This window comes from Streptomyces alanosinicus (assembly GCF_014650595.1).
GTDB lineage: Bacteria > Actinomycetota > Actinomycetes > Streptomycetales > Streptomycetaceae > Streptomyces > Streptomyces alanosinicus.
This window is the reverse complement of sequence record NZ_BMVG01000011.1, coordinates 94,894-113,461: the sequence shown is the minus strand read 5'-3', so window position 1 is coordinate 113,461 and position 18,568 is coordinate 94,894. Positions and strand designations below refer to the sequence as shown.

Below are 18,568 nucleotides of genomic sequence, written 5' to 3'. Positions count from 1 at the left end.
ATCTGACGGAAGTCCCGGCCCGCGCATCTAGGTCCGCAGCCCTCAAGGGTTACCGCAGCCGGGGACGGGGATACTCAGGGGACATTGCGGATCGGCCAGGAGGGGCCGAGAACCGAGCATGGCGTGGTGGACGCCGTCGCCTTTCAGTCGGCAGTCGCGAAGGATCTTCCAGCCCTGCATCCGGGCGAAAACGTGCTCGACGCGGGCGCGGACCTTTCGGTGGGATGCGTTGTGTTCCTCTTTCCAGGCCGGGAGTTCGGCCCGGCCGCGCTCGCGACGGTGCGGGATGACCAGGCCGGTGCCCCGGTAGCCGCCGTCCGCGATCACGGTCGTCTTGCCGACCGCGCCCTTTGCGCCGGACAGTTCCCGTGCCTTGCAGTCATTGCGGTTGCCGGGCAGTGGTCGGCCGACGGCGACGACGAGCCGGGTGTCGGCGTCGATGACGACCTGGTGGCTGGTCGAGTACCTGTAGTTCTCATAGCTCTTCGGTGAGCCCGAGCACGTTCACGCAAGGGGTGCCGTGCGAGGTGGAAGCCTGCCCCACGTGGTCACAGCGGCACTCGATCACGCCCGAACGATGGGCCCTCAGCACTTGCTCGACCAGGAAGTACATGTCGAACAACCCGAATCCCGCTTGGTGACCATTGCGGCCGGGCCGGGGTCGGGGAGGTCGGCCACGGCGACGCGGGCCAGCCCGGACCACTGGGCGTCGTCGCGATCGGCGACGTGCAGCAGGACCTGCGGCCGGTGTCCGGCGAAGTGGCTGACGGAGTACGCTTTGACGGCACGCGGATCTATCCGGGTGCCGTCGATCTCGACGTCGGCTCGATCGCCCTTCGCGGTGATTTCAACGCGCCGGGGCGTGTCCTTGTCGGTCATGTGATCCATTCAGCCGACGCTAACCGGCCTGTCGGACATCACCCGGGCGGCCGGACTGCTCAGTTGGCCTCTCTGAGCCTCATAGTTGGCCCGCAGTGCGATTGAGCCGCTCACTCCGGCGCAGCCTTGGGGACGCGAGCGCCGGTGTCACCCGAACGGGATGGTGGCGCGTGCAGTGCGTTGGGCAGTGTCCTGCCGATCATCTGAGATCGACGCGGGAGGGATTGCCGGATGAGGATTTCACGACGGCTTGGCGTAGTGGCATCGGGGGCACTGAGTCTGCTCCTGGCTGCATCGCTCACGGGGGCAGCGCACGCCGCTGCCGCCACCAAGACCGTGCGCGACGCAGCAAACAGCTCGGGCCGCGGCGGAGAGTTGGCCGGCCGAGGACTGCTCGGACGACAGCTACATTCTGAAGCCCGACAGCATCACCGTCGAGCCCGCACCTCTGGAGAAGGGGAAGCCACTCGTCATCACAGTGCACGGAAACCTTCAGAAAGCTGTGCATGAGGGGGCCTACGTTAAGGTCACCGTGAAGTACGGGCTTATCCGGCTCATCAGCACCACGCTCGACCTCGGCGAGCAACTCAAGGATCACGATGCTCCGGTCCAGCTGCCCGTCGAAGCCGGGCAGGTTTCACTGCCCATCTACTACGGTGACTTCTTCGCCAACAACACTCCACCGGGCACCTACTCAGTCTTCGCCGACGCGTACACCGACGACGACGAGGGCTTGGCCTGCGTAAAAGCCACGGTGACTGTCCCCCTGCCCTGAGCAGCGCCACTCGTGCTGCACCCCGCGCCACCTTTGCAGGGCGCAGCACGAGCAGGGCGGCAGTGAGCAACCAGGGGGCAGCGGAGCACTCGGTGGCGTGGCTGGTGAAGTCGGTTCGGGGCGCGGTTCCGGTCTTTCGACCGGCCCGTTCCCCCGGAGCCGCTTCCCGAACCGGGCATGCGACTTGGCACCGCACCCGGCTCTCCACAAGCCCCGAAGGGGTTCGTGGTGGTTGCTCTCATCCCGTGGCGTCCCAGGGGGTGGGAATCGTCAGGCCCCGGTAGCGGTAGCGAGTGGTGCCCAGCGTGATCGGGTTGAACAGTTCCCGGGTCTCCCCGGTCCACCATGATCTGCGGCCGCAGTAGCGGCTGAAGATCTTCCTCCGGCCCGTCTTGGGTGCTTGCGCTGAACCCATCTCCACACCGTGTGCCACATGTAGTTGCGCAGGTAGGAGAAGGTCGCGAAGGACACCCCGGGCCGGAAGCAGGCGCACCAACCCCGCACTGCCGGATTGATCCGGGCAAGTAGGGCGTCGAGCGGCTGGTTCGTACCGACCTCTCGGCAGAGCGTCTTGACCTTGGCCATGATGGCCCGCAGGGCCTTCTTGGCCGGGTAGTGTAGCCGTAATACCGGTTGGTGCCTGGTTTCCGGTGGCGCTGGATATGCCAGCCGAGGAAGTCCAGGCCCTGCTCGATGCGGGTGATCAGAGTCTTCTCCGGCGACGGTGCGCTGACCTGGAGAAACCCAGGAATTTGTCGAACGGTTATATGCGTCAGGACAACGCGTTCGCCCGCCTCCCCGTCTGTCAGGGTGTAGACACCCGAAGGGGGAACAGGATGATATCCACGGTCCACCGGCACACCGTGCGGGCCGCCGTCGTGGCGGCGGTAGGCCTGTCCGCGCTGGGACTCGGTGCCACGGCCGCCTCGGCGAAGATCAGTTATGACTTCGCGGCGAGCCCGCACACCGTGAAGGCCGGTGCGCGCGTCCATGTGAAGGGGGACGCCGCGAACGACGAGGACAGGTTCCAGAGGTTCTGTATCCAGCAGCGTCCGGGCAAGGGCCCCTGGCACACGGTCAAGTGCGCCCGCGGAGGCATCGGCCTGGGCGGTTCCGCCGACGTCTGGGTGACGGCGCGGCAGCGCGGCACACTGCAGTTCCGTGGCGCGCTCTATGAGAAGGATCTCCACGGGAAGCACGACCTCGTCCTGCGGTGGGTCACCCCGACCGTGAACGTCAAGGTCCGCTGACGCTCCTCGCCCTGCCTCCCGCGTCGGTCAGGTGACGGTGAGGGTCACCCGCTGGTGGATGTGTGCCGAGGAGCTGCCGACCTTGATGTCGAACGTGCCCGGCTCGACGACGGTCCGCATCCGGTCGTCCACCAGGGTGAGATCGCGGCGTGCCGACAGGTCGAAGGCCACTGTCACCCGCTCGCCGGGCCCGACCCGCACCTTGCGCACCCCGCGCAGCCGGATGTACGGCAGGGACACCGACGCCTGGTTGTCGGTGACATACAGCTGCACCACCTCGGTGCCGGCCCGCGGTCCGGTGTTGGTGATGTCGACCAGGGCCCGGGTGGTGCCGTCGGTCCCGATGCGTGCGTGGGTCAGCCGGAGCCGGTCGTAGCGGAAGCTGCTGTAGCCACGGCCCGCGCCGAACTCGAACAGCGGGCTGGACGGCAGGTCGACATAGGCGTCCGCGTGCGCCCGGGCGCGCTTCTGGTCGTAGGACATGGGCAGTTGGCCCACACGACGGGGGAAGGTGACGGGCAGGCGGCCGGTCGGCTCGGTGTCGCCGAACAGCGCCTGTGCCAGTGCCCGTCCGCCGGCTTCGCCGGGCAGCCAGGCGATCAGCAGCGCGGGCAGGTGCTCGGCCGCCCAGCGCAGCGACAGCGCCCGGCCGGTGACGACCACGGCGACGGTGGGCGTACCCGTCGCGTGCAGCTCGCGCAGCAGCTGTTCCTGGACGCCGGTCAGATCCAGCGAGGCGGTGTCCTTCAGCTCTCCGTCGGTGCGGTCGGGCGAGAAGTAGCCGCCCTTCGTCTGCTCGCCGACCACCACGACCGTCACATCCGCCTGCCGCGCCGCGGCACGGGCCGCCGCGAAGCCGGAGGTGTCGGTGCCGGTGACAGCGCAGCCGCGGACGTGCACGATGCGGACGTCGTCGCCGACCAGCTCCTGCAGCGCCTCCCGGATCGAGGGGACGGGATGCAGGGTGGGGAACGCGTTGTACTCCCCCAGCAGATTCAGGCTGTCGTCGGCGTTCGGGCCGATCAGCGCCAGCGTACGCACCCGGTCTCTGGACAGCGGCAGCAGTTCTCCCTCGTTCTTGAGCAGGACGAGGCAGGAGCGGGCGGCCTCCAGGGCGAGCCGGCGGTGCGCCGGGCCGTTCACCACCCGTTCGGCCCGGTCCGGATCGACGTAGGGGTCCTCGAAGAGTCCGAGGCGCTCCTTCAGGGTCAGCACCCGGCGCACGGCGCGGTCGAGCAGCGCTTCGTCCACCGTCCCCTCGCGCACGGCGGCGGCCAGCTGGTCGAGGTAGATCTCGTCCCATGACAGGCTGACGTCCACACCGGCCCGCAGGGCCAGCCCGGCCGCCGCACGGGAGGTGTCCGCCACCTGCTCACGGACCAGGCCGCGGACGTCGTTGCCGATGACCACACCACGGAAGCGCAGTTCGTCGCGGAGCAGGTCGGTGAGATAGCGGGGTGAGCCGTGCACCACCAGACCGTCGATGGTCTGCTCGCTCGCCTCCGTCATCAGCGCGCCGGCCTCCGTGAACCCGGCCCGCCATGGCTCCAGGTGCACCTGGCGGAACGTCCGCTTGCCGATCTCGACCGGGCTGGTCTCCAGCCCGCCGGTGTTGGGGGCCTCCATGGGGAAGGTGCACAGCGAGACGACCACCGACTCCTCGCAGGCGAGGTCGTCGCCCTGCATCGCCGGGACGAGCGCTGCGACGATGCGCCCGGTGAGGTAGGGGTCCTCGCTGAACGACCAGATGCCACGGCCGTAGCGTGGATCGCGGTTGAGCTCGGCCATGATGGTGCTCAGGGCGTGGATGCCGACCGCGCGGGCTTCCCTGGCCACGGCCCGGTACACCCGGCCGATCAGCTCCGGATCGAAGGTGGCGCCCAGCGCGAGCCCTTCGGGGAAGACGGTCGAGCCGGGGCCCAGTGAGCCATGGGTGCCCTCGCTGATCTGCAGCAGCGGCACTCCGAGGCGGGTGGTGCGCGCCAGGCGCTGCAGATGGTTGTGCTGCTCGGCCTGTTGGCGGGGGGTCAGCGGGTGGGGCACCTCGACGGAACCGGACAGGCTCTGGTTGACCAGGCCGAAGAAGCCTCCGCCGGGGCCGAGCGTGAGCCGGTCGCCCTTCTCGCCGACGACGGTCGCACCGCGGACGTAGGCCTCCCGGTCCTTCGGCGTGCCCGTCGGGTCCGGGGAGTCGCCGAGGAGTTCTTCGGGCAGGCAGACCGGCATGTTCAGCTGGGCGATCTTGTCGGCCACAGACATCCGCGCCAGCAGGGCGTCGACCCGGTGTCTTTCCCCGTGGGCCGTCGGGCCGGGCAGGGCCAGGCCCGCCGCGACGGCCGCCGCCGTGCCGGTGAACGCCCTGCGGGACATCTCATCGCTCATGGCTTCAGGCTGGCACCGGCACCGCCGGTCCCGCGTCGTCCTCCGGTCTGCGGGGCCGCGACTTTGGTAGCCGGCCGGCCAGCCGTGACCACGACGAAAGTCGCGGCGGCCCGCTCAGTGCGACGCGTGGTGAGCGCCGGCCGGACGAGGGGGCACGTGGAGGGTGCAGAGCCGCTTGGTGGCGCGGGTGAGGGCGACGTACAGGTCGCGTTCGCCGGCCGGGCGGGCCGCGACGATCTCCGGCGGGTCGATGACGACCACGGCGTCGAACTCCAGGCCGCGGGCTTGGGAGACCGGCACGACACGGGCCCGCTGATCGATCCCGGCGGCCGTCAGTCGGGCCGCCGTGGTGTCCGCGCAGACCACCGCGAGCAGGTCGCCCGGGTGTGCGCTCGCCTGGCTGCGCAGCTCCGCCGCCAGGGCGTCGGCCAGTTCGTCCGCGCCGGCGGTGAACTCGCGCGGGACCGGGCCGTGGCGCAGCGCGCGGCTCGGTGCGTGGCCGGGGGCGATCCGTGTGCGCAGGGCGCGGACGGCGGACAGGATCTCGTGGGTGCTGCGGTAGCTGACGGTCAGGGTGTGCAGCGCGTACCTGGTGCCGATGTGCGGCCGTAGCGCCTCGGCCCAGTCGTGCGCCGTCGTCGTGGGGCCGGCCTGGGCGAAGTCGCCGACGAGGGTCATCGACCGGGACGGACACCGTCTGAGGACCATGTGCCACTGCATGGCCGTCAGTTCCTGGGCCTCGTCGACCACGACATGCCCGAAGGTGCGTTCGGCCGGGCCCTCCACCAGGGCCGCGGCCTCGTCCAGCAGCGCCGCGTCGGCGTCGGTCCAGCCGGCCCTGGGGTGCGCGTCAGCCGGGAGCGTTCCCGGTCGGTCAGCGACGGCAGGTGACGGGCCAGGGCGTCGGCGTCCGCGAGGAGGCCGTGCACCAGGGGGCCGGCGCTCAGCCGCGGCCACAGGGTCTCCACGGCGCGGTCGACCTCGGCGTCGTCGAGCAGCCCGGCCCGGACGGCGTCCGCGTCGAACTCCGTGCAGGGTACGGCAGTTGGCGTGCCGTCGAGGCCGAGGGCGCGCAGATCGGCCGCGACGGCCTTGTCGAGGTCGAGGCCCGTGCTCTGCGCGACCTCGGTGTCGATGTCCTCCAGCGCGGCGGCCATGGCGCGCTCCAGCGCCGCGGTGACCTGGTCGGCCAGGTGGCGCTTGAACAGTTCCCTGGCGGGGTTGTGCGCCAGACCGCTGGTGGCGGCCGCCTCGCGTGCCCCGGCCACCTCCTCGTCCGTGAGACGGACCCGTTCCTGTCCCACCTGTACGGCGAAGTCTCCGGCCGGAGCCTGGCGGGAGCGCACGACGGCCGCGAGCACCTCGGCCCACTCGCCTCTTCCCTTGGTCCGGGCCGCTTCCGGTGGCTCCACCGCGGTACGGGTCACGGGTGCGAGGCCGGGGCAGGTCGACAGGACCGCGTCGTTCTCCCCCAGGGAGGGCAGGACCTGGCCGATGTAGTCGAGGAACCGTGCGTTCGGGCCGAGGACCAGCACGCCCTGCTCGGCCACGCGCGGGAACGCGTACAGGACGTAGGCGGCCCGGTGCAGCGCGACCACCGTCCTGCCGGTGCCGGGGCCGCCTTGTACGACCGTCACCCCGCGGTGCGCGGAACGCACGATCGCGTCCTGTTCGGCCTGGAGGGGCGCCACCGCGGCCTGCATCGTCCCGGTCCGTCCGGCCTCCAGCGCGTGCGCCAGCGGTCCGTCGCCGACGACGTCCTCCTCGGCCGGCGACGAGCCGTCCAGGAGTTCATCGCTCACGGCGGCCCCGGACCCGCAGATGGCGGCGGCGCCGCAACCCCAGCGGACGCAGCGGCGTCGCCTCGTAGAACGGCCGGGCCGCCTCCGCCCGCCAGTCCACCACCAGAGGTGTCTCGCACTCCTGCGTGTGCAGGCCCAGCCGCCCGAGGCGCAGCACCATGCCGTCCGCGCGGTCGATCCGGCCGAAGACCAGTCCCTCCTCGGCCCCTTCGAGCCGGTGGACCTGCCCGGCCAGCCGGCCCGCGGCCACCTCACGCGCATGCGTCTCGCCCCGACCGTCGGCCCGGGTCCGCAGCACGTCCGCCAGCTGTGCTCTCGCGTCCACGAGCCGCTCGTCCAGGAGCCGGTACGCGGCGGGCACATGACACTGCTCCGCCTCCGTCTGACGCACCGCTCCGCCGCCGTCCCACCGCACCGGTAGCCACCCTCTCGCTCGTCGAGGGCCTCCACTGTGCGACCACATTCCCGAGAAGGTAAGGCTTGACTTACTTGTGTGCGTGCGCCCTCGTCCGGCCGTGGCGGCGGCTGCCGCTCACCCTCCGGAGGCCACCGCCGGCCGTACCGGGGCCACCGCCCTGCCGCCGCCCCGCCCGGTCGCCACCGCGACGAGCCGGCCGACCGGGGTGCCGCCGGCCCCGGCCGGGCGGAGTTCGAAGCGGGCGGTGTGTGCGGCGCCGGGGGCGAGCGCCGCCACCCGTACCGGGTCGAGGGGGCGCGCGGTGAGGCCGGCGGGGACCTTCAGGAAGAGGGTCACCTCGCGTGCCGGTGCGAATCCGTTGCGGTGGGTGAGGGCGAGCGTCACGACGGCCGGGCGGTCCGCGGCCACCGCGTCCCGGTCGGCCACCGCGGTCAGCGTGGACTGGTACGGGGTGTCCGCCAGGACGTCCCGCACCCGGCAGGCCAGGGCGTACGGCGACCCGTGGGGCTCGGTCGGATATGTCTCGTGGGCGTGCGCCCAGGCGTCTTCGAGGGCGAACCAGTCGATCGTGGCCGGGTCCTCGCCGGATGACAGAGTGTCGAAATACGTCTGCCAGCGGGTGCGATAGAGGCCGCCGACCAGGCCCGCCCACTCACGGTTGGCGTAGTCGTGCAGGCCCGCCTCGCTGCTCGCCCGGCCGCCCCAGGTGGTGAGGATCGACCGGGCGTCGTACTCCAGGCGGTCCTTCTCGGCGGTGTCCGCGCCCCAGGCCCGCGCCTGTGCCAGCCAGCGGCCCAGCAGATGGGGCCGGGACGTCGCCAGCAGGTCGTCCAGCAGGTCCATCCAGGACAGCCAGGTGCGGGTCAGGGTGCCGAACAGGTCCGTGTCGCCGATGTCGTGGGCCGCCTTGAGCTGCGGGAGCAGCAGCCGGCTACGGTTGGACAGGACCTGACGGGCGACGTCCACGATGTCGTACCGGTACGCGGCACTCCCCCTCAACTCCTCGCGTACGTCGAGGAGTTCGCTCAGCGCGGCGTCGAAGGCGGTGGTGTCGTAGCGGGCGGCCTCCGGGCTCCAGGAGGCGGCCCTGGTCGCGGTCAGGCTCGGGCGGGCGCCGAAGAGGCCGTCCGGGGCCTCGCTCCAGGAGTCCGTGCGCCGCGTGCCGTAGGCGGTGGCGCGCAGCGTGCGCCAGGCGGCGGCCGTGTGCCGGTCCGTGCCGCCGTAGCGGGAGACGGAGTAGGCGGCGAACCAGTCGTCCAGGTCGATCGTGCCGGGCGTCCACGCCAGGTCGGTGAGCAGGGCGAGGGCGGGCGCGTTGTTGTCGGAGGCCTCGGGCATCGCCGCGACCCCGGCCAGGCGGCTGCCCGGCTTGTCACGCCACGTGGGGTACCACTCCACCCAGTCGGGGGCGTTGGCGCCGATCGCGGTGTGGCCGCCGAAGTTCCAGATGCTGCCGTAGGCGTAGGGGGTGCCGCCCCAGTCACGCTCGCGGTCGGTGACCGTCGGGAAGCGGTCGGAGAGCCCGTCGACGATCAGCATGCGGGTCTTGTCGACGGCGTCCAGCAGGGCGCGCGGCGGGTTGGTCTGCCAGCCGAGGATGGCCCAGACCGCGCCGGGGTGTGCCCGCCGCAGGGCCGCCTCGACCGCCCGGGCGGCGTCGCCCACCGGTACGTCGCCCGCGGTGCCGCCCTCGTGCAGCAGGTCCATCTTGTACATCGTGCTGTCGCCGAAGCGGTCCGACTGGGCTCGGTAGAAGGCGGCCGCCACGTCGGCGAAGGCCGTGGTGCGCGGGTCGAGCCAGTCGGGCCGTTCGAAACCGACCCAGTCCCCCTGTGGCACCACCCTCGCGTCCCCTCCGTGCCGGGCGGGGAAGCCCGCGGGGACCGTGCCGAAATAGCCGGGCAGCACCGGCGTCATGCCCAGTTCCCGCGCCCGGTCCACGATCCGCCGCGCCAGCTCCGCCCGCCGCTCGATGAGCCGGCGCGAGACCGGGCCGCCGAAGCCCGACATGTTCTGCAGCAGCCACCACGGCTGGTGGGCCGGGGCCGGGATCCATGACCGCAGCTCGGTGTCGGTGTAGGCGAAGCGGCGGAACGTGTCGTAGTACACGGCGTCGGCGCCCACGTAGACGAGGACGCGGTTGATGCCGTGCGCGGCGAGGACGTCCAGCTCGCGTTGCCAGGTGTCCCAGTCGCGGTAGGGACCGGTGTAGCCCTCGTCGGTGTCGTTGAGGACGAACCGGTGGGGCACGTTCGCCCTGCCGGTGAGTTCCTCGGCGGGGGCGGGGGCGGGGAGCAGGCGGGGCAGCGCGAGCTGGTCGCCGGTCCAGGAGAACGAGGCATGCAGGGCGCGCCGCAGATAGGTGTGGACGGCGGTGAGGAGGACGGCGGGGCCGGTGCCCTCGACGGTGATCCGGCCGGTGCGGCCGGTGACCCGGAAGTGATCCGCGCCGTCCGCGGCGAGCGGCCGCAGCGTGAACTGGTCGTGGTGCGCGGGCAGCAGCCGCCGCAGCGCGGCCGCGGCGGGTGCCGGGTCGTCGGCCGCGTACGCCTCCCACGGGCGGGCCGGCAGGGCTGCGCCCCTGAGGACGAGGGCGCCGGCGAGGACGCCTCTGCGGGTGACGCCGTTGGTACCGTTGGTGCCGTGACGGTGCCTTGCCATGAACGTCCCTCCGGAACGGGTCACTTGGTCGTCGTCTTCGAAGGGGCGGGCGGGATGTCGGGGTCCCGGAACGCGCGCAGGGCCTTGGCGGCGCCCTTCGCCCCGAGGTTCACGAACACGGGGGTGACGCCGAGCGGGGTGGCGTAGCCGGGGAGGGTCCTGGGACCGTGGATCACCGTGCCGTGACCGACGTCGTACCAGACTCCGGGCGGAAGACGGACGGTGCGGGTGGCCTCGTCGGTGAGCTGCGGGGCGGCGAGGACGGCCGGGCCGAGCATCCACTCGTCGGTGATCGTGTAGGCCGCCTCGTCCTGCGGGTAGTCGAAGAACAGCGGACGCATGATCGGGTCGCCGGTCTTCAGGGTCTGCCGGACCTGGTCCCAGATGTAGGGCGCGAGCCGTTCGTGGCGGGCGACCGCCTGCCGGTAGAGATCGATGGTCTCGCGGTCGTAGACGACCTTCTTGCCCGTCGTCACGTCGATGGTGTCCACGGGCGAGGTGGAGGAGTACATCAGTGGCTGGAGGGCGGCGGACTGGGCCCAGCGGACCAGGACCTGCTTGCTCGGCGGGGGCTCGCTGCTGGAGCCGCCGATCATGTCGGTGGTGACGAAGGGGTAGCCGATCGTGGACAGCGCGAGGTTCTGGGTGACGGAGGCGCGCAGGGAGTTCCAGCCGGTGCCCTTGTCCACCTGCCGGGTGACGAATCCGGCGCGGTGGGCGGTGGTGTCCCAGTGGACGCGGATGCCGACGCCCTGGAGGTCGTAGCGGTCGGCGAGTTCGGCGCCGAGCCGCTGGTAGTCGGTGGGCCGGTAGCCGTCGTGCGGGGCGCATGTGTCGTCGAAGAAGCGGGTGTCGAACTTCAGGCCGTCGATGCCGTAGGTGCCCATCAGCTTGTCGAGTCGTCCCACGTACCAGGCCCTGGCGTCGGGGTTGGCGAGGTCGACGATGCCCGCGGTGCCGTTCCACCAGGTGACCGTGCACGGTTTCGCCGGGTCGGCCGCGTCCTTGAGCAGATAGCCGTGGTCGGCGGCGTACCGGTACTGGTCGGAGTCCAGGTTGATCCAGAGGGTGACCCAGAGGCCGAAGCCGAAACCGAGCTCGTGGATCTTGTCGGACATGGCCTTGGGGTCCGGGTAGGCCTTCGCGTCGAAGGTCATGTTCCCGTAGTCGGACTCCCATTTGTCGTCGAGCTGGAGCGTGTGGCCGCCGAGGCCGTTGTCGTGCAGGTCCCGGGCGTAGTCCAGGAGCCGGGCCTGGTCGACGTGGGTGTAGAACTGCGCCCAGGAGTTCCACACCGGTGTGGCGTACTGCTCGTACGTCGCGTCGCTCTTGGCGGGCTTGCCGACGATGCCGACGTAGTCGCGGTAGACCTCCAGCGGGGTGGACTCCACGAAGACGGTCGCCTTGTAGGGCTCGGCGGACCGGATGTCGAAGCGGCCGAGCCCGTCCTTGCCGGCGTTGACCGAGACATCCATGACATGCCCGGTGTCCACCCGCAGCCCGGTCGCGCTGGAGGTGTACCAGAAGGGATCGATCATGTCGTACGACGCCGGACCGAAGGCCGGGTGGACGACCTCACCGCTGTCGAGCGGCCACGGCTGGTCGGTGCCGGGTCCGCCCTGCGGGGTCTCGGCCTCGCCATGGCCGTACCAGTGGCCGGCGGATTTCAGGTCGTAGGCGAGGCCCAGCCGGTCGGGGGCCGCGCCCTGCACGTTCCACTCAAGCGCGTAGCGGTCGGCGGACGGTGTGATCCTGGCCTGCACGGTGACGCCTTCGGCGGTCGTGTCGGCGGTGAGGGTCAGGGTGCCGCCGCGCCAGGTCCAGCCGGTGACCTCGGTCGCGTGCTGCCATTCGCCGCCGAGGCGGAAGCGCAGGGCGCCGGTGTCGCCGGCCGCGGTGGCCAGTACGGATGTGCCGGAGCGTCTGGTGGTCAGTCCCAGTTGAGCGGTCGTCACATCGAGAACGTAGCCGGGGGCGTGGCCACTCGGTGGGACGGTGAGCGCGAGTCCGCCCGCGGTGGCGGTCATCCTCGGCGGGGCGGCCGCCGGGGGCTCACCGCTCGCCCGGGCCTGCGCGGGCAGGGCCGCGGGGAGGCCGAGAGCGAGGCAGGAGACCGCGAGAAGCAGTCCGAGTCCGCGGAGTCGTCCGAGCATGGCGCATCTCCTTCGACGAAGGGGGCCTGAGAGCTGCGTGACAGGGTCCGTACGAGTCCATGCAAGAACATGCTTGATTCTGCAGATAATCGTGCAGGAAACGTCACTTGTCCATGGTGCCGTCCGTGTCAGGGCCTAGGCTGGTCGCTGCTCGATGCTCGGGGTCAGGGGGACCGATGTTGTGCTGCGGACACGAACTGGACCGCCGGTTCAGCTACTGCCCACGCTGCGGCATCAAGATCGATCGGGTTGCGGAGACAGGAGCGGTCCGGGATTCCACTCCCCCGGACTCCCTGTGCCGCACCCTGCGCGCCTGCGCGACGCAGACGTTCGAGTGGCTCGCCCTGGACCATTTCCATGGAGCGCCCGCGAACGAGGAGGAGTTCACCAAGTCCAACCTGCGCAACATTCGCCGACGGCACCAGGACCGCGTCCTCATCCATGAGTTCCCTCGCGCGCAAGAGGCCCGGAACGGAGCCGACTTCGAGTGGTGGTTCCACTCCGGAGGGCAGGGCTTCGGCATGCGGGTGCAGGCCAAACGCATGAAGCGCGGCGGCAGTTACACGCTGAAGCACACCGTGCGAGGCAGTGGCCGCCTGCAGAGCGAGCTGCTCGTGGAGGACGCGGAGGCGTCGGGCTGTCTGCCTGCCTACGTCTTCTACAACCACCGGAATTGGGTCCCCTCCCACCTGGAGGGGAATGTCTTCGACTGCCGTCACGGACGCGGCGCGCAGTCCCAGCTCGGGTGCACCGTCGTATCCGCCCACACGGTGCGGGCCGTGCTGCTCGATCCCCGGCTGGGCCCGAGGTACGCGCGGGATCAAAGCCGGCCGTGGCACAGGATCTTCTGTGACGAGCCGAGCCGAGACCGAAGCAGCCTGGAGGCCGCCTATGCGGCGGTCACGACGCTGGACGACGGCGGCCTCCACGATCTCTCATGGGCGCGGTCCGCGGCGCGCGACACCGCTCGTTCCCAGGGCGGGGCCGGACAGCGCACGGAGCGGCGACCCGTTTCCGACGACCGCGCGACGCCCGGCAGCACGCCGGAGCGTGCGCGTATCGCTGACGGACCGCCCATGCTTCCCCGCCCGTCCTTCGCCGACCTCGCCGCCCGGCACCCCGACGAGCGGCCGCTGCCCGCGCTGCCTGACCGAGTCCTGGCCATGACGCACGGACAGGCCGCCGAACCCCCCGATCCCCGTCTCGCCGTGTCCGCGGTGATCGACCTGACGGACTAGGGCCTGTCCGGCGGATCAGGTCGCGGGAAAGTGACGGCGCCTCATCGGCGCAGGTGAGCGGGGGCTGGTGCGTCCAGCTGCAAGGCGGAGGAATGAGTCGACGCGATGAGGGTGCCCCCGCGGTGGGGGGTCCCCCCGCGCGAGCGAAGTCGAGCGTGGGGGAGTCGGCGAGTGACCGCAACGCCGCACGAGTGACCGCAACGCCGCAGATGGGCGTGCCGGCCCCCGCGTCCGCGACAGGATCCGCCGGACAGGCCCTAGGGCCGTCAGGCGTACGGGTCGAAGGTGATGTCGCTCGGCTTGGCCTTGTTCAGGTGGCCGGCGAACTTGGCGTCCTGGAGGGGGAAGTTGGCGTCGCCCCAGTCCGAGGCGTTCAGGATGCCGCGCAGGTTCGATGTCATGGTGTCCCAGCTGAGCAGGTTCTCCTGGTGCCACGCGCCGGTGTCGTTCTCCGGCGTCTCGCCCCACTTGGCGAAGCGGAAGGCGTGGGTGCCCGCGCCGTCCTTGTGGTAGACCGCCTCGACCCGCGGGCCGCTCATCGGGACCTCGGCGATCGGGTGGGTGCTGAAGCCGCCGTGCCGCGAGGCGGACAGATACGACGGGGTGTCCGCGCCCTGCCTGACCCAGACGACCATGCACTCCCAGTCGTGCCGGTGGCCGATGCCCGGTGAGGCCTCGTCCTTCTCGAAGTAGCTGGCGTAGATGATGCCGCACCAGCCGTTGTTGCACTTGGACCGCGCGTAGGTGTCGGCGTGGCCGAGGTGGCCGCCGCGGCACTCGCCGGTGATCGAACCGGTCGGCTTGAGACCGCCGTTGAGGTTGCCGGCCGGATCGATGGCGGCCGCCGGGTAGCAGCTGTCCGTGTCGTAGTCGTACACGGGCTCGAAGGACCTCTCCAACTGGGTCGCGTTCTCGGGCAGGTTCTGCAGCACGCCCGCGGACGCGCTGCCCGACAGGGCGACGGCGAGGGCGGCGGCACTGCCGGCGACGACAGCCGCTCTGCCGAGGTGGCGCGGCCTGTTCCTGCCGGGGGTTCGGGGCATGGGGTCCTCCAGTCGATGGTCCGCTCGTCCGGTCAGCACATCCGTGACCGAGCGAGAGGATGGCGGGCCGAAGGCTCCATGAAAGGGCTTTCCGCGAACGGATGGATGGACTTTCGGGTAATTGATCTTGCCTTCAGGGGGTTAGTGGAATATTTAACGAACGCGTTCAGTTGTGGCCGCCGAAGGAGGTCACGAGTGGAGACGCAAGCGGGGACGCAAGTAGAGACTCAAGTGGGGACGCAAGTGGAGACCACGTACTACGACCACGGCACACCGGCCGAGCGCTGGGAGCGCGCGCAGCAGTTCTTCGACGCGAAGGACTACGCGGGCGCGGCGCGGGTGCTGAGCGGGCTGGTCGAGGAGGTTCCGGAGCAGACCGGACCCCGGCTGCTGCTGGCCCGCGCCTACTACCACTCGGCCCAACTGCGCCGCGCGGAAGCCGAGTTGCGGATCATCGTGGAGCGTGACCCGGTGGAGCACTACGCCCGGCTGATGCTGGGCCGTACGCTCCAGCGGCAGGCCCGGCACGAGGAGGCGGAGCGGCATCTGAGGATCGCCTCGGCGCTGGCGGGCGACTTCCCGCAGGAGTGAGCCGGGTCGATGAGCCGGGTCACATCGAGGCCGTCGCGTGCAGGATCAGATACAGGGTGACGGCGGAGTTCGCCGACGACATCGCGGACACCAGCGCCCCGGCGGCGGCGCCCCAGGCGGCGAGGCCGACCGGGGTGCAGGCCGGCGGCCAGGTGCGGGCCATGGGCGCGGGGGCCAGCAGCGCCGCCACCCGGCGCGGCACGGGACCGGTGGCCGCGAGCGCGGCGAGGGTGGGCCCGGGGGTATCGGCGGACAACAGTGCCGCCCGGCCGATGGCGCGGGCGACGGTACGCCGGTCGCCGACCGTGCGGGCGGCCTCCTCGTCCGCCCAGCGCTCGGCCGTGTAGAGGACGGCGGTGCGCAGCGGGCGCAGGAACGGGTTGGCGCGGGCGGCGAGATGCGCGGCGAGCAGATGGCGGTGGTGGCCGGCCCTCAGATGGGCGCGTTCGTGGGCGAACAGGGCACGCCGCTCGCCGGGAGCGAGCCCGGCCAGCAGTGCGGTGCTGACGACGATCCGGCCCCGGCCGCCGGGCAGGGCGTAGGCGTACGGCGCGCCGTCGGGCAGAACCGCGACCGTCGGCCCCGGCCCCTGCCCCGGCCGCGCGGCCGGGCCGGGCCGCCGGGCTCCCGCCGTCCACGGCGCCAGGTGCGTCCCGTCGGTGTGCCGACTCTTGGCCCTCGTCCTCACCCTCACCCTCGCCCTCGTCCTCACCCTCGCCCTCGTACGGGAGGTACCCGGGCCGGGGCCCAGGGCGCGGTGGGTCCGGCGGATGACCCGGCGGTGCCGCAGCAGGGTGCGGGCACAGGCGGCCACGACCAGGGTGAGCGCGCAGATGGCGGCCCGGCCGGCGATCTCGTCGTACGGGACGGCGGCCCGCACCCGCGGGTCGGACCAGGCGTCCGGGAGGGGGTTGCCGGGCAGCTGGGCGGTGCCGACGGCCATGACCAGGGCCAGGCAGAGGGTGCTGCACATGGCCATGACGACCGCCACCGCCGTCAGCAGCCGCGTCGCGGTACGCGGATGCAGCCGTGTCTCGCCGAGCCGGGCGACCGGCCAGGCGGACAGCGGGAGCACCAGTGGCAGGAAGACGAAGACCCCCATGGGCGGTCAGTCTTCCGTACGACCGCGCCCCCTGTCCGTGCTACGGCCGTCCCTCGTGCCCGGTCTTCTTCTCGTGCCCGGTCTTCTTCTGGTGCCCGGTCTTCTTCTGGTGCCCCGTCTTCTTCTCGGACCGGCGTGCCGGACCGCGCTGTCCCCTGCGGCGCGCCCCCTAGGTCCGGCGTCCGCGGCGGTGTGCCAGCTCGCCGAGGGCGATGTCGACGGCGAGGAACGCGGCCAGCGGGATGCCGAGCAGCGGCACGAACCAGCCGAGCACGGCGACGGCCGCGAGCGCGGGGACCAGGATGTACGGCGGCACCTCGGCCCAGGCTCCGCGTGGCAGGGGCCGGCCGAAGGCGGAGCCGCGTCCGCGCTGCCACCACATGCTGTATCTGCCGGACGACGTACGCGCTGTGGGCGTCGGCCGGCGGCACGATCTCGACGGGGTCGCCGAGGCCCTTGGCGCGGGCCGCGGCCAGCACCTTGTCCAGGCCCACGCCGGGTGCGGCGCCGCCCCCGGAACCGGCCGCCGCGGCGTGGCCCGCGTGCTCGCCGCCGGTCACGGACGCGGAGACGGACGGGGTGGCCTGGCCGAGGAGGGTGCGGCGCCGCCCGCTGGTGCCACGGACCGTGCGCGGGGCGCGGCGGCGGGAGAGCCAGAGCACCAGCCCGTCGGCCGTGATCACCCACAGTCAGCTGGCGGCCAGTTCGCTGTAGAGGCGGCCGGTGTCGCCGAGGCGCAGATCGCGGTGGAGTCCGTCGATCCAGGTGCGCAGGGGCAGCGCGCCGGTCGCACCGTACTGTTCGAAGGAGCCGCGCACCCGGCCGGTGCTGGGGTCGACGAACACGGCGCGAGTGTGCTCGGGGTCGACACCCGGGACGCCGGACAGCAGCACCCGGGTGGCGCCGGCCTCGGGTGCGGGGCGTACGGCCGCGACGGTGCCTTCGGGGTGGGCCGTGCGGGCGGCGACCTGGGCGGAGAGGGGCAGTTCGGTCGTCCCGGCGGGGACGGTCAGCTCATGGCCGTAGACGAGTTCCTCGGCCTGGAACGAGCCCGCGTACAGCAGTCCCGTGACTGCGGCGACCAGCAGGAACGGGGCGACGAGGACACCCGGCGTAGAAGTGCAGGCGCAGGACCAGCGGGCGCAGGGGTGCCCAGCGGCCCCTAGGGCCTGTCCGGCGGATCAGGTCGCGGGAAAGTGACGGTGCCTCATCGGCGCAGGTGAGCGGGGGGCGGAGCGTCCAGCTGCAAGGCGGAGGAGGGAGTCGACGCGATGGGGGCGCCCCCGCGGTGGGGGTCCCCCCGCGCGAGCGAAGTCGAGCGTGGGGGAGCAGTCGAGCGTGGGGGAGCAGTCGAGCGTGGGGGAGTTGACGACCGACGACAACGCAGCAGATGGGCGCACCGCCCCCCGCGTCCGCGACAGGATCCGCCGGACAGGCCCTAGCCGCGGGGCGGGAGGCCTCGGTCGGGGCGGGCGAGGGAGCGGCGGTCATGGGGAGGCTTCCCCGGGGGACTCGGTGCGGAAGCGCTGGCGGTCCAGTGGTCGGGCCGCGAAGCGGCTGAGTTCCCCGGGGTGTTGGTGAGGTGTGCCACAGGGAGTGCGGGGGTGGCATGGCATGCTGACGCGATGGCACCTCCCTCTGATCACGCGCCGCTCGCCGAACGGGTCGAGGAACTCCTCGCCGCGGGCGGCACCTTGCCCATCGTCGCCGCCGGGCAGCCGGTGCTGCGGCGCGGCGCCGAGCCGTACGACGGTCAGCTCGGCCCCGCCCTGCTCGCCCGCTTCGTCGAGGCCCTGCGCGCCACCATGCACGCCGCGCCCGGCGTGGGTCTTGCCGCGCCGCAGGTGGGTGTACCCCTGCGGATCGCGGTCATCGAGGATCCGGCGCCGGTGCCCGAGGAGGTGGCGGTGGCCCGGGGGCGCGTCCCGCAGCCGTTCCGCGTCCTGGTGAACCCGGTGTACGAGCCGGTGGGCAGTGCGCGTGCCGCGTTCTTCGAGGGCTGTCTGAGCGTGCCGGGCTGGCAGGCGGTGGTGGCCCGGCACACCGAAGTGCGGCTGCGCGGCGAGGACGAGCGGGGCCATGCGCTGGACGAGGTGTTCACCGGGTGGCCCGCCCGTATCGTGCAGCACGAGACGGACCACCTGGACGGCATGCTCTACCTGGACCGCGCCGAACTGCGCTCGCTGTCCACGAACGAGGCGGTCGCCGCCCTGTGGAACCGGCCGACGCCCGAGGCGGCGGCCGACGCCCTCGGCTTCGAACTGCCGTAAGCAG

General features: G+C 71.9%; 12 protein-coding genes and 4 pseudogenes. 5 read left to right on the top strand and 11 right to left on the bottom strand.

Annotation, left to right across the window (positions count from 1 at the left end):
* Window positions 1-42: 42 nt before the first annotated feature.
* Both IE277_RS23355 and IE277_RS23350 read right to left on the bottom strand, forming a co-directional pair.
* Window positions 43-477: pseudogene (locus IE277_RS23355) on the bottom strand (transposase); the annotation flags it as partial.
* A 108-nt stretch (window positions 478-585) separates the two neighbouring features.
* Window positions 586-879 (bottom strand): hypothetical protein, encoded by a 294-nt coding sequence (locus tag IE277_RS23350; protein WP_189955501.1) that lies wholly within the window; start codon window positions 877-879, stop codon window positions 586-588.
* A 289-nt stretch (window positions 880-1,168) separates the two neighbouring features.
* Here IE277_RS23350 and IE277_RS23345 point away from each other — a divergent pair, with 289 nt between their 5' ends.
* Window positions 1,169-1,654, top strand: a complete 486-nt coding sequence (locus IE277_RS23345; RefSeq protein ID WP_189955671.1) for an ML domain-containing protein — start codon at window positions 1,169-1,171, stop codon at window positions 1,652-1,654.
* A 238-nt stretch (window positions 1,655-1,892) separates the two neighbouring features.
* Here IE277_RS23345 and IE277_RS47390 read toward each other — a convergent pair whose 3' ends face one another.
* Both IE277_RS47390 and IE277_RS47385 read right to left on the bottom strand, forming a co-directional pair.
* Window positions 1,893-2,069 carry a hypothetical protein gene (locus IE277_RS47390; RefSeq protein ID WP_229881933.1) on the bottom strand — a complete coding sequence of 59 codons (177 nt, stop codon included), beginning with the start codon at window positions 2,067-2,069 and terminating at the stop codon, window positions 1,893-1,895.
* Window positions 2,070-2,101: 32 nt separating this feature from the next.
* Window positions 2,102-2,239, bottom strand: a pseudogene (locus IE277_RS47385) (group II intron maturase-specific domain-containing protein); the annotation flags it as partial.
* A gap of 251 nt (window positions 2,240-2,490) precedes the next feature.
* Here IE277_RS47385 and IE277_RS23335 point away from each other — a divergent pair.
* Window positions 2,491-2,904, top strand: a complete 414-nt coding sequence (locus IE277_RS23335; RefSeq protein WP_189955498.1) for a hypothetical protein — start codon at window positions 2,491-2,493, stop codon at window positions 2,902-2,904.
* Window positions 2,905-2,931: 27 nt separating this feature from the next.
* Here IE277_RS23335 and IE277_RS48860 read toward each other — a convergent pair whose 3' ends face one another.
* The 4 genes and pseudogenes from IE277_RS48860 to IE277_RS23315 all read right to left on the bottom strand — a co-directional run bounded on the left by IE277_RS48860 (window position 2,932) and on the right by IE277_RS23315 (window position 12,320).
* Window positions 2,932-5,286, bottom strand: a complete 2,355-nt coding sequence (locus tag IE277_RS48860; RefSeq protein ID WP_189955497.1) for a glycoside hydrolase family 3 C-terminal domain-containing protein — start codon at window positions 5,284-5,286, stop codon at window positions 2,932-2,934.
* 114 nt (window positions 5,287-5,400) lie between these two features.
* Window positions 5,401-7,428, bottom strand: a pseudogene (locus IE277_RS23325) (HelD family protein).
* A 192-nt stretch (window positions 7,429-7,620) separates the two neighbouring features.
* A complete protein-coding gene (locus IE277_RS23320) occupies window positions 7,621-10,167 on the bottom strand; it encodes an alpha-N-acetylglucosaminidase (RefSeq protein WP_189955495.1) in 2,547 nt (848 codons plus the stop codon).
* A 20-nt stretch (window positions 10,168-10,187) separates the two neighbouring features.
* Entirely contained in the window at window positions 10,188-12,320 is a 2,133-nt protein-coding gene (locus IE277_RS23315; protein ID WP_189955493.1) for a glycoside hydrolase family 31 protein, read from the bottom strand.
* Between the two features lie 176 nt (window positions 12,321-12,496).
* On the opposite strand from IE277_RS23315, the gene IE277_RS23310 reads away from it, so the two are divergent.
* Entirely contained in the window at window positions 12,497-13,558 is a 1,062-nt protein-coding gene (locus IE277_RS23310) for a DUF6615 family protein (RefSeq protein WP_189955492.1), read from the top strand.
* Between the two features lie 266 nt (window positions 13,559-13,824).
* On the opposite strand, the gene IE277_RS23305 is transcribed toward IE277_RS23310, so the two are convergent.
* Window positions 13,825-14,601: an NPP1 family protein gene (locus IE277_RS23305; RefSeq protein WP_189955490.1), complete on the bottom strand. Its 777-nt coding sequence runs from the start codon at window positions 14,599-14,601 to the stop codon at window positions 13,825-13,827.
* 243 nt (window positions 14,602-14,844) lie between these two features.
* On the opposite strand from IE277_RS23305, the gene IE277_RS23300 reads away from it, so the two are divergent.
* Window positions 14,845-15,192, top strand: a complete 348-nt coding sequence (locus IE277_RS23300; protein ID WP_189955669.1) for a tetratricopeptide repeat protein — start codon at window positions 14,845-14,847, stop codon at window positions 15,190-15,192.
* A gap of 19 nt (window positions 15,193-15,211) precedes the next feature.
* On the opposite strand, the gene IE277_RS23295 is transcribed toward IE277_RS23300, so the two are convergent.
* Together IE277_RS23295 and IE277_RS23290 are read right to left on the bottom strand one after the other, a co-directional pair.
* Complete coding sequence (locus IE277_RS23295; RefSeq protein WP_189955488.1) at window positions 15,212-16,294, bottom strand: M56 family metallopeptidase; 1,083 nt, start codon at window positions 16,292-16,294, stop codon at window positions 15,212-15,214.
* Between the two features lie 169 nt (window positions 16,295-16,463).
* Window positions 16,464-17,479, bottom strand: a pseudogene (locus IE277_RS23290) (PepSY-associated TM helix domain-containing protein).
* Between the two features lie 440 nt (window positions 17,480-17,919).
* Here IE277_RS23290 and IE277_RS23285 point away from each other — a divergent pair.
* Window positions 17,920-18,564, top strand: coding sequence for a peptide deformylase (locus tag IE277_RS23285; RefSeq protein ID WP_189955486.1), 645 nt, complete (start codon window positions 17,920-17,922; stop codon window positions 18,562-18,564).
* Window positions 18,565-18,568 lie beyond the last annotated feature (4 nt).

Bases quoted from the DNA above. Each gene is read 5' to 3' on its own strand.
- IE277_RS23350 (WP_189955501.1), bottom strand. From the start codon at position 879: ATGACCGACAAGGACACGCCCCGGCGCGTTGAAATCACCGCGAAGGGC.
- IE277_RS47390 (WP_229881933.1), bottom strand. From the start codon at position 2,069: ATGGGTTCAGCGCAAGCACCCAAGACGGGCCGGAGGAAGATCTTCAGC.
- IE277_RS23335 (WP_189955498.1), top strand. From the start codon at position 2,491: ATGATATCCACGGTCCACCGGCACACCGTGCGGGCCGCCGTCGTGGCG.
- IE277_RS48860 (WP_189955497.1), bottom strand. From the start codon at position 5,286: ATGAGCGATGAGATGTCCCGCAGGGCGTTCACCGGCACGGCGGCGGCC.
- IE277_RS23320 (WP_189955495.1), bottom strand. From the start codon at position 10,167: ATGGCAAGGCACCGTCACGGCACCAACGGTACCAACGGCGTCACCCGC.
- IE277_RS23315 (WP_189955493.1), bottom strand. From the start codon at position 12,320: ATGCTCGGACGACTCCGCGGACTCGGACTGCTTCTCGCGGTCTCCTGC.
- IE277_RS23310 (WP_189955492.1), top strand. From the start codon at position 12,497: ATGTTGTGCTGCGGACACGAACTGGACCGCCGGTTCAGCTACTGCCCA.
- IE277_RS23305 (WP_189955490.1), bottom strand. From the start codon at position 14,601: ATGCCCCGAACCCCCGGCAGGAACAGGCCGCGCCACCTCGGCAGAGCG.
- IE277_RS23295 (WP_189955488.1), bottom strand. From the start codon at position 16,294: ATGGGGGTCTTCGTCTTCCTGCCACTGGTGCTCCCGCTGTCCGCCTGG.
- IE277_RS23285 (WP_189955486.1), top strand. From the start codon at position 17,920: ATGGCACCTCCCTCTGATCACGCGCCGCTCGCCGAACGGGTCGAGGAA.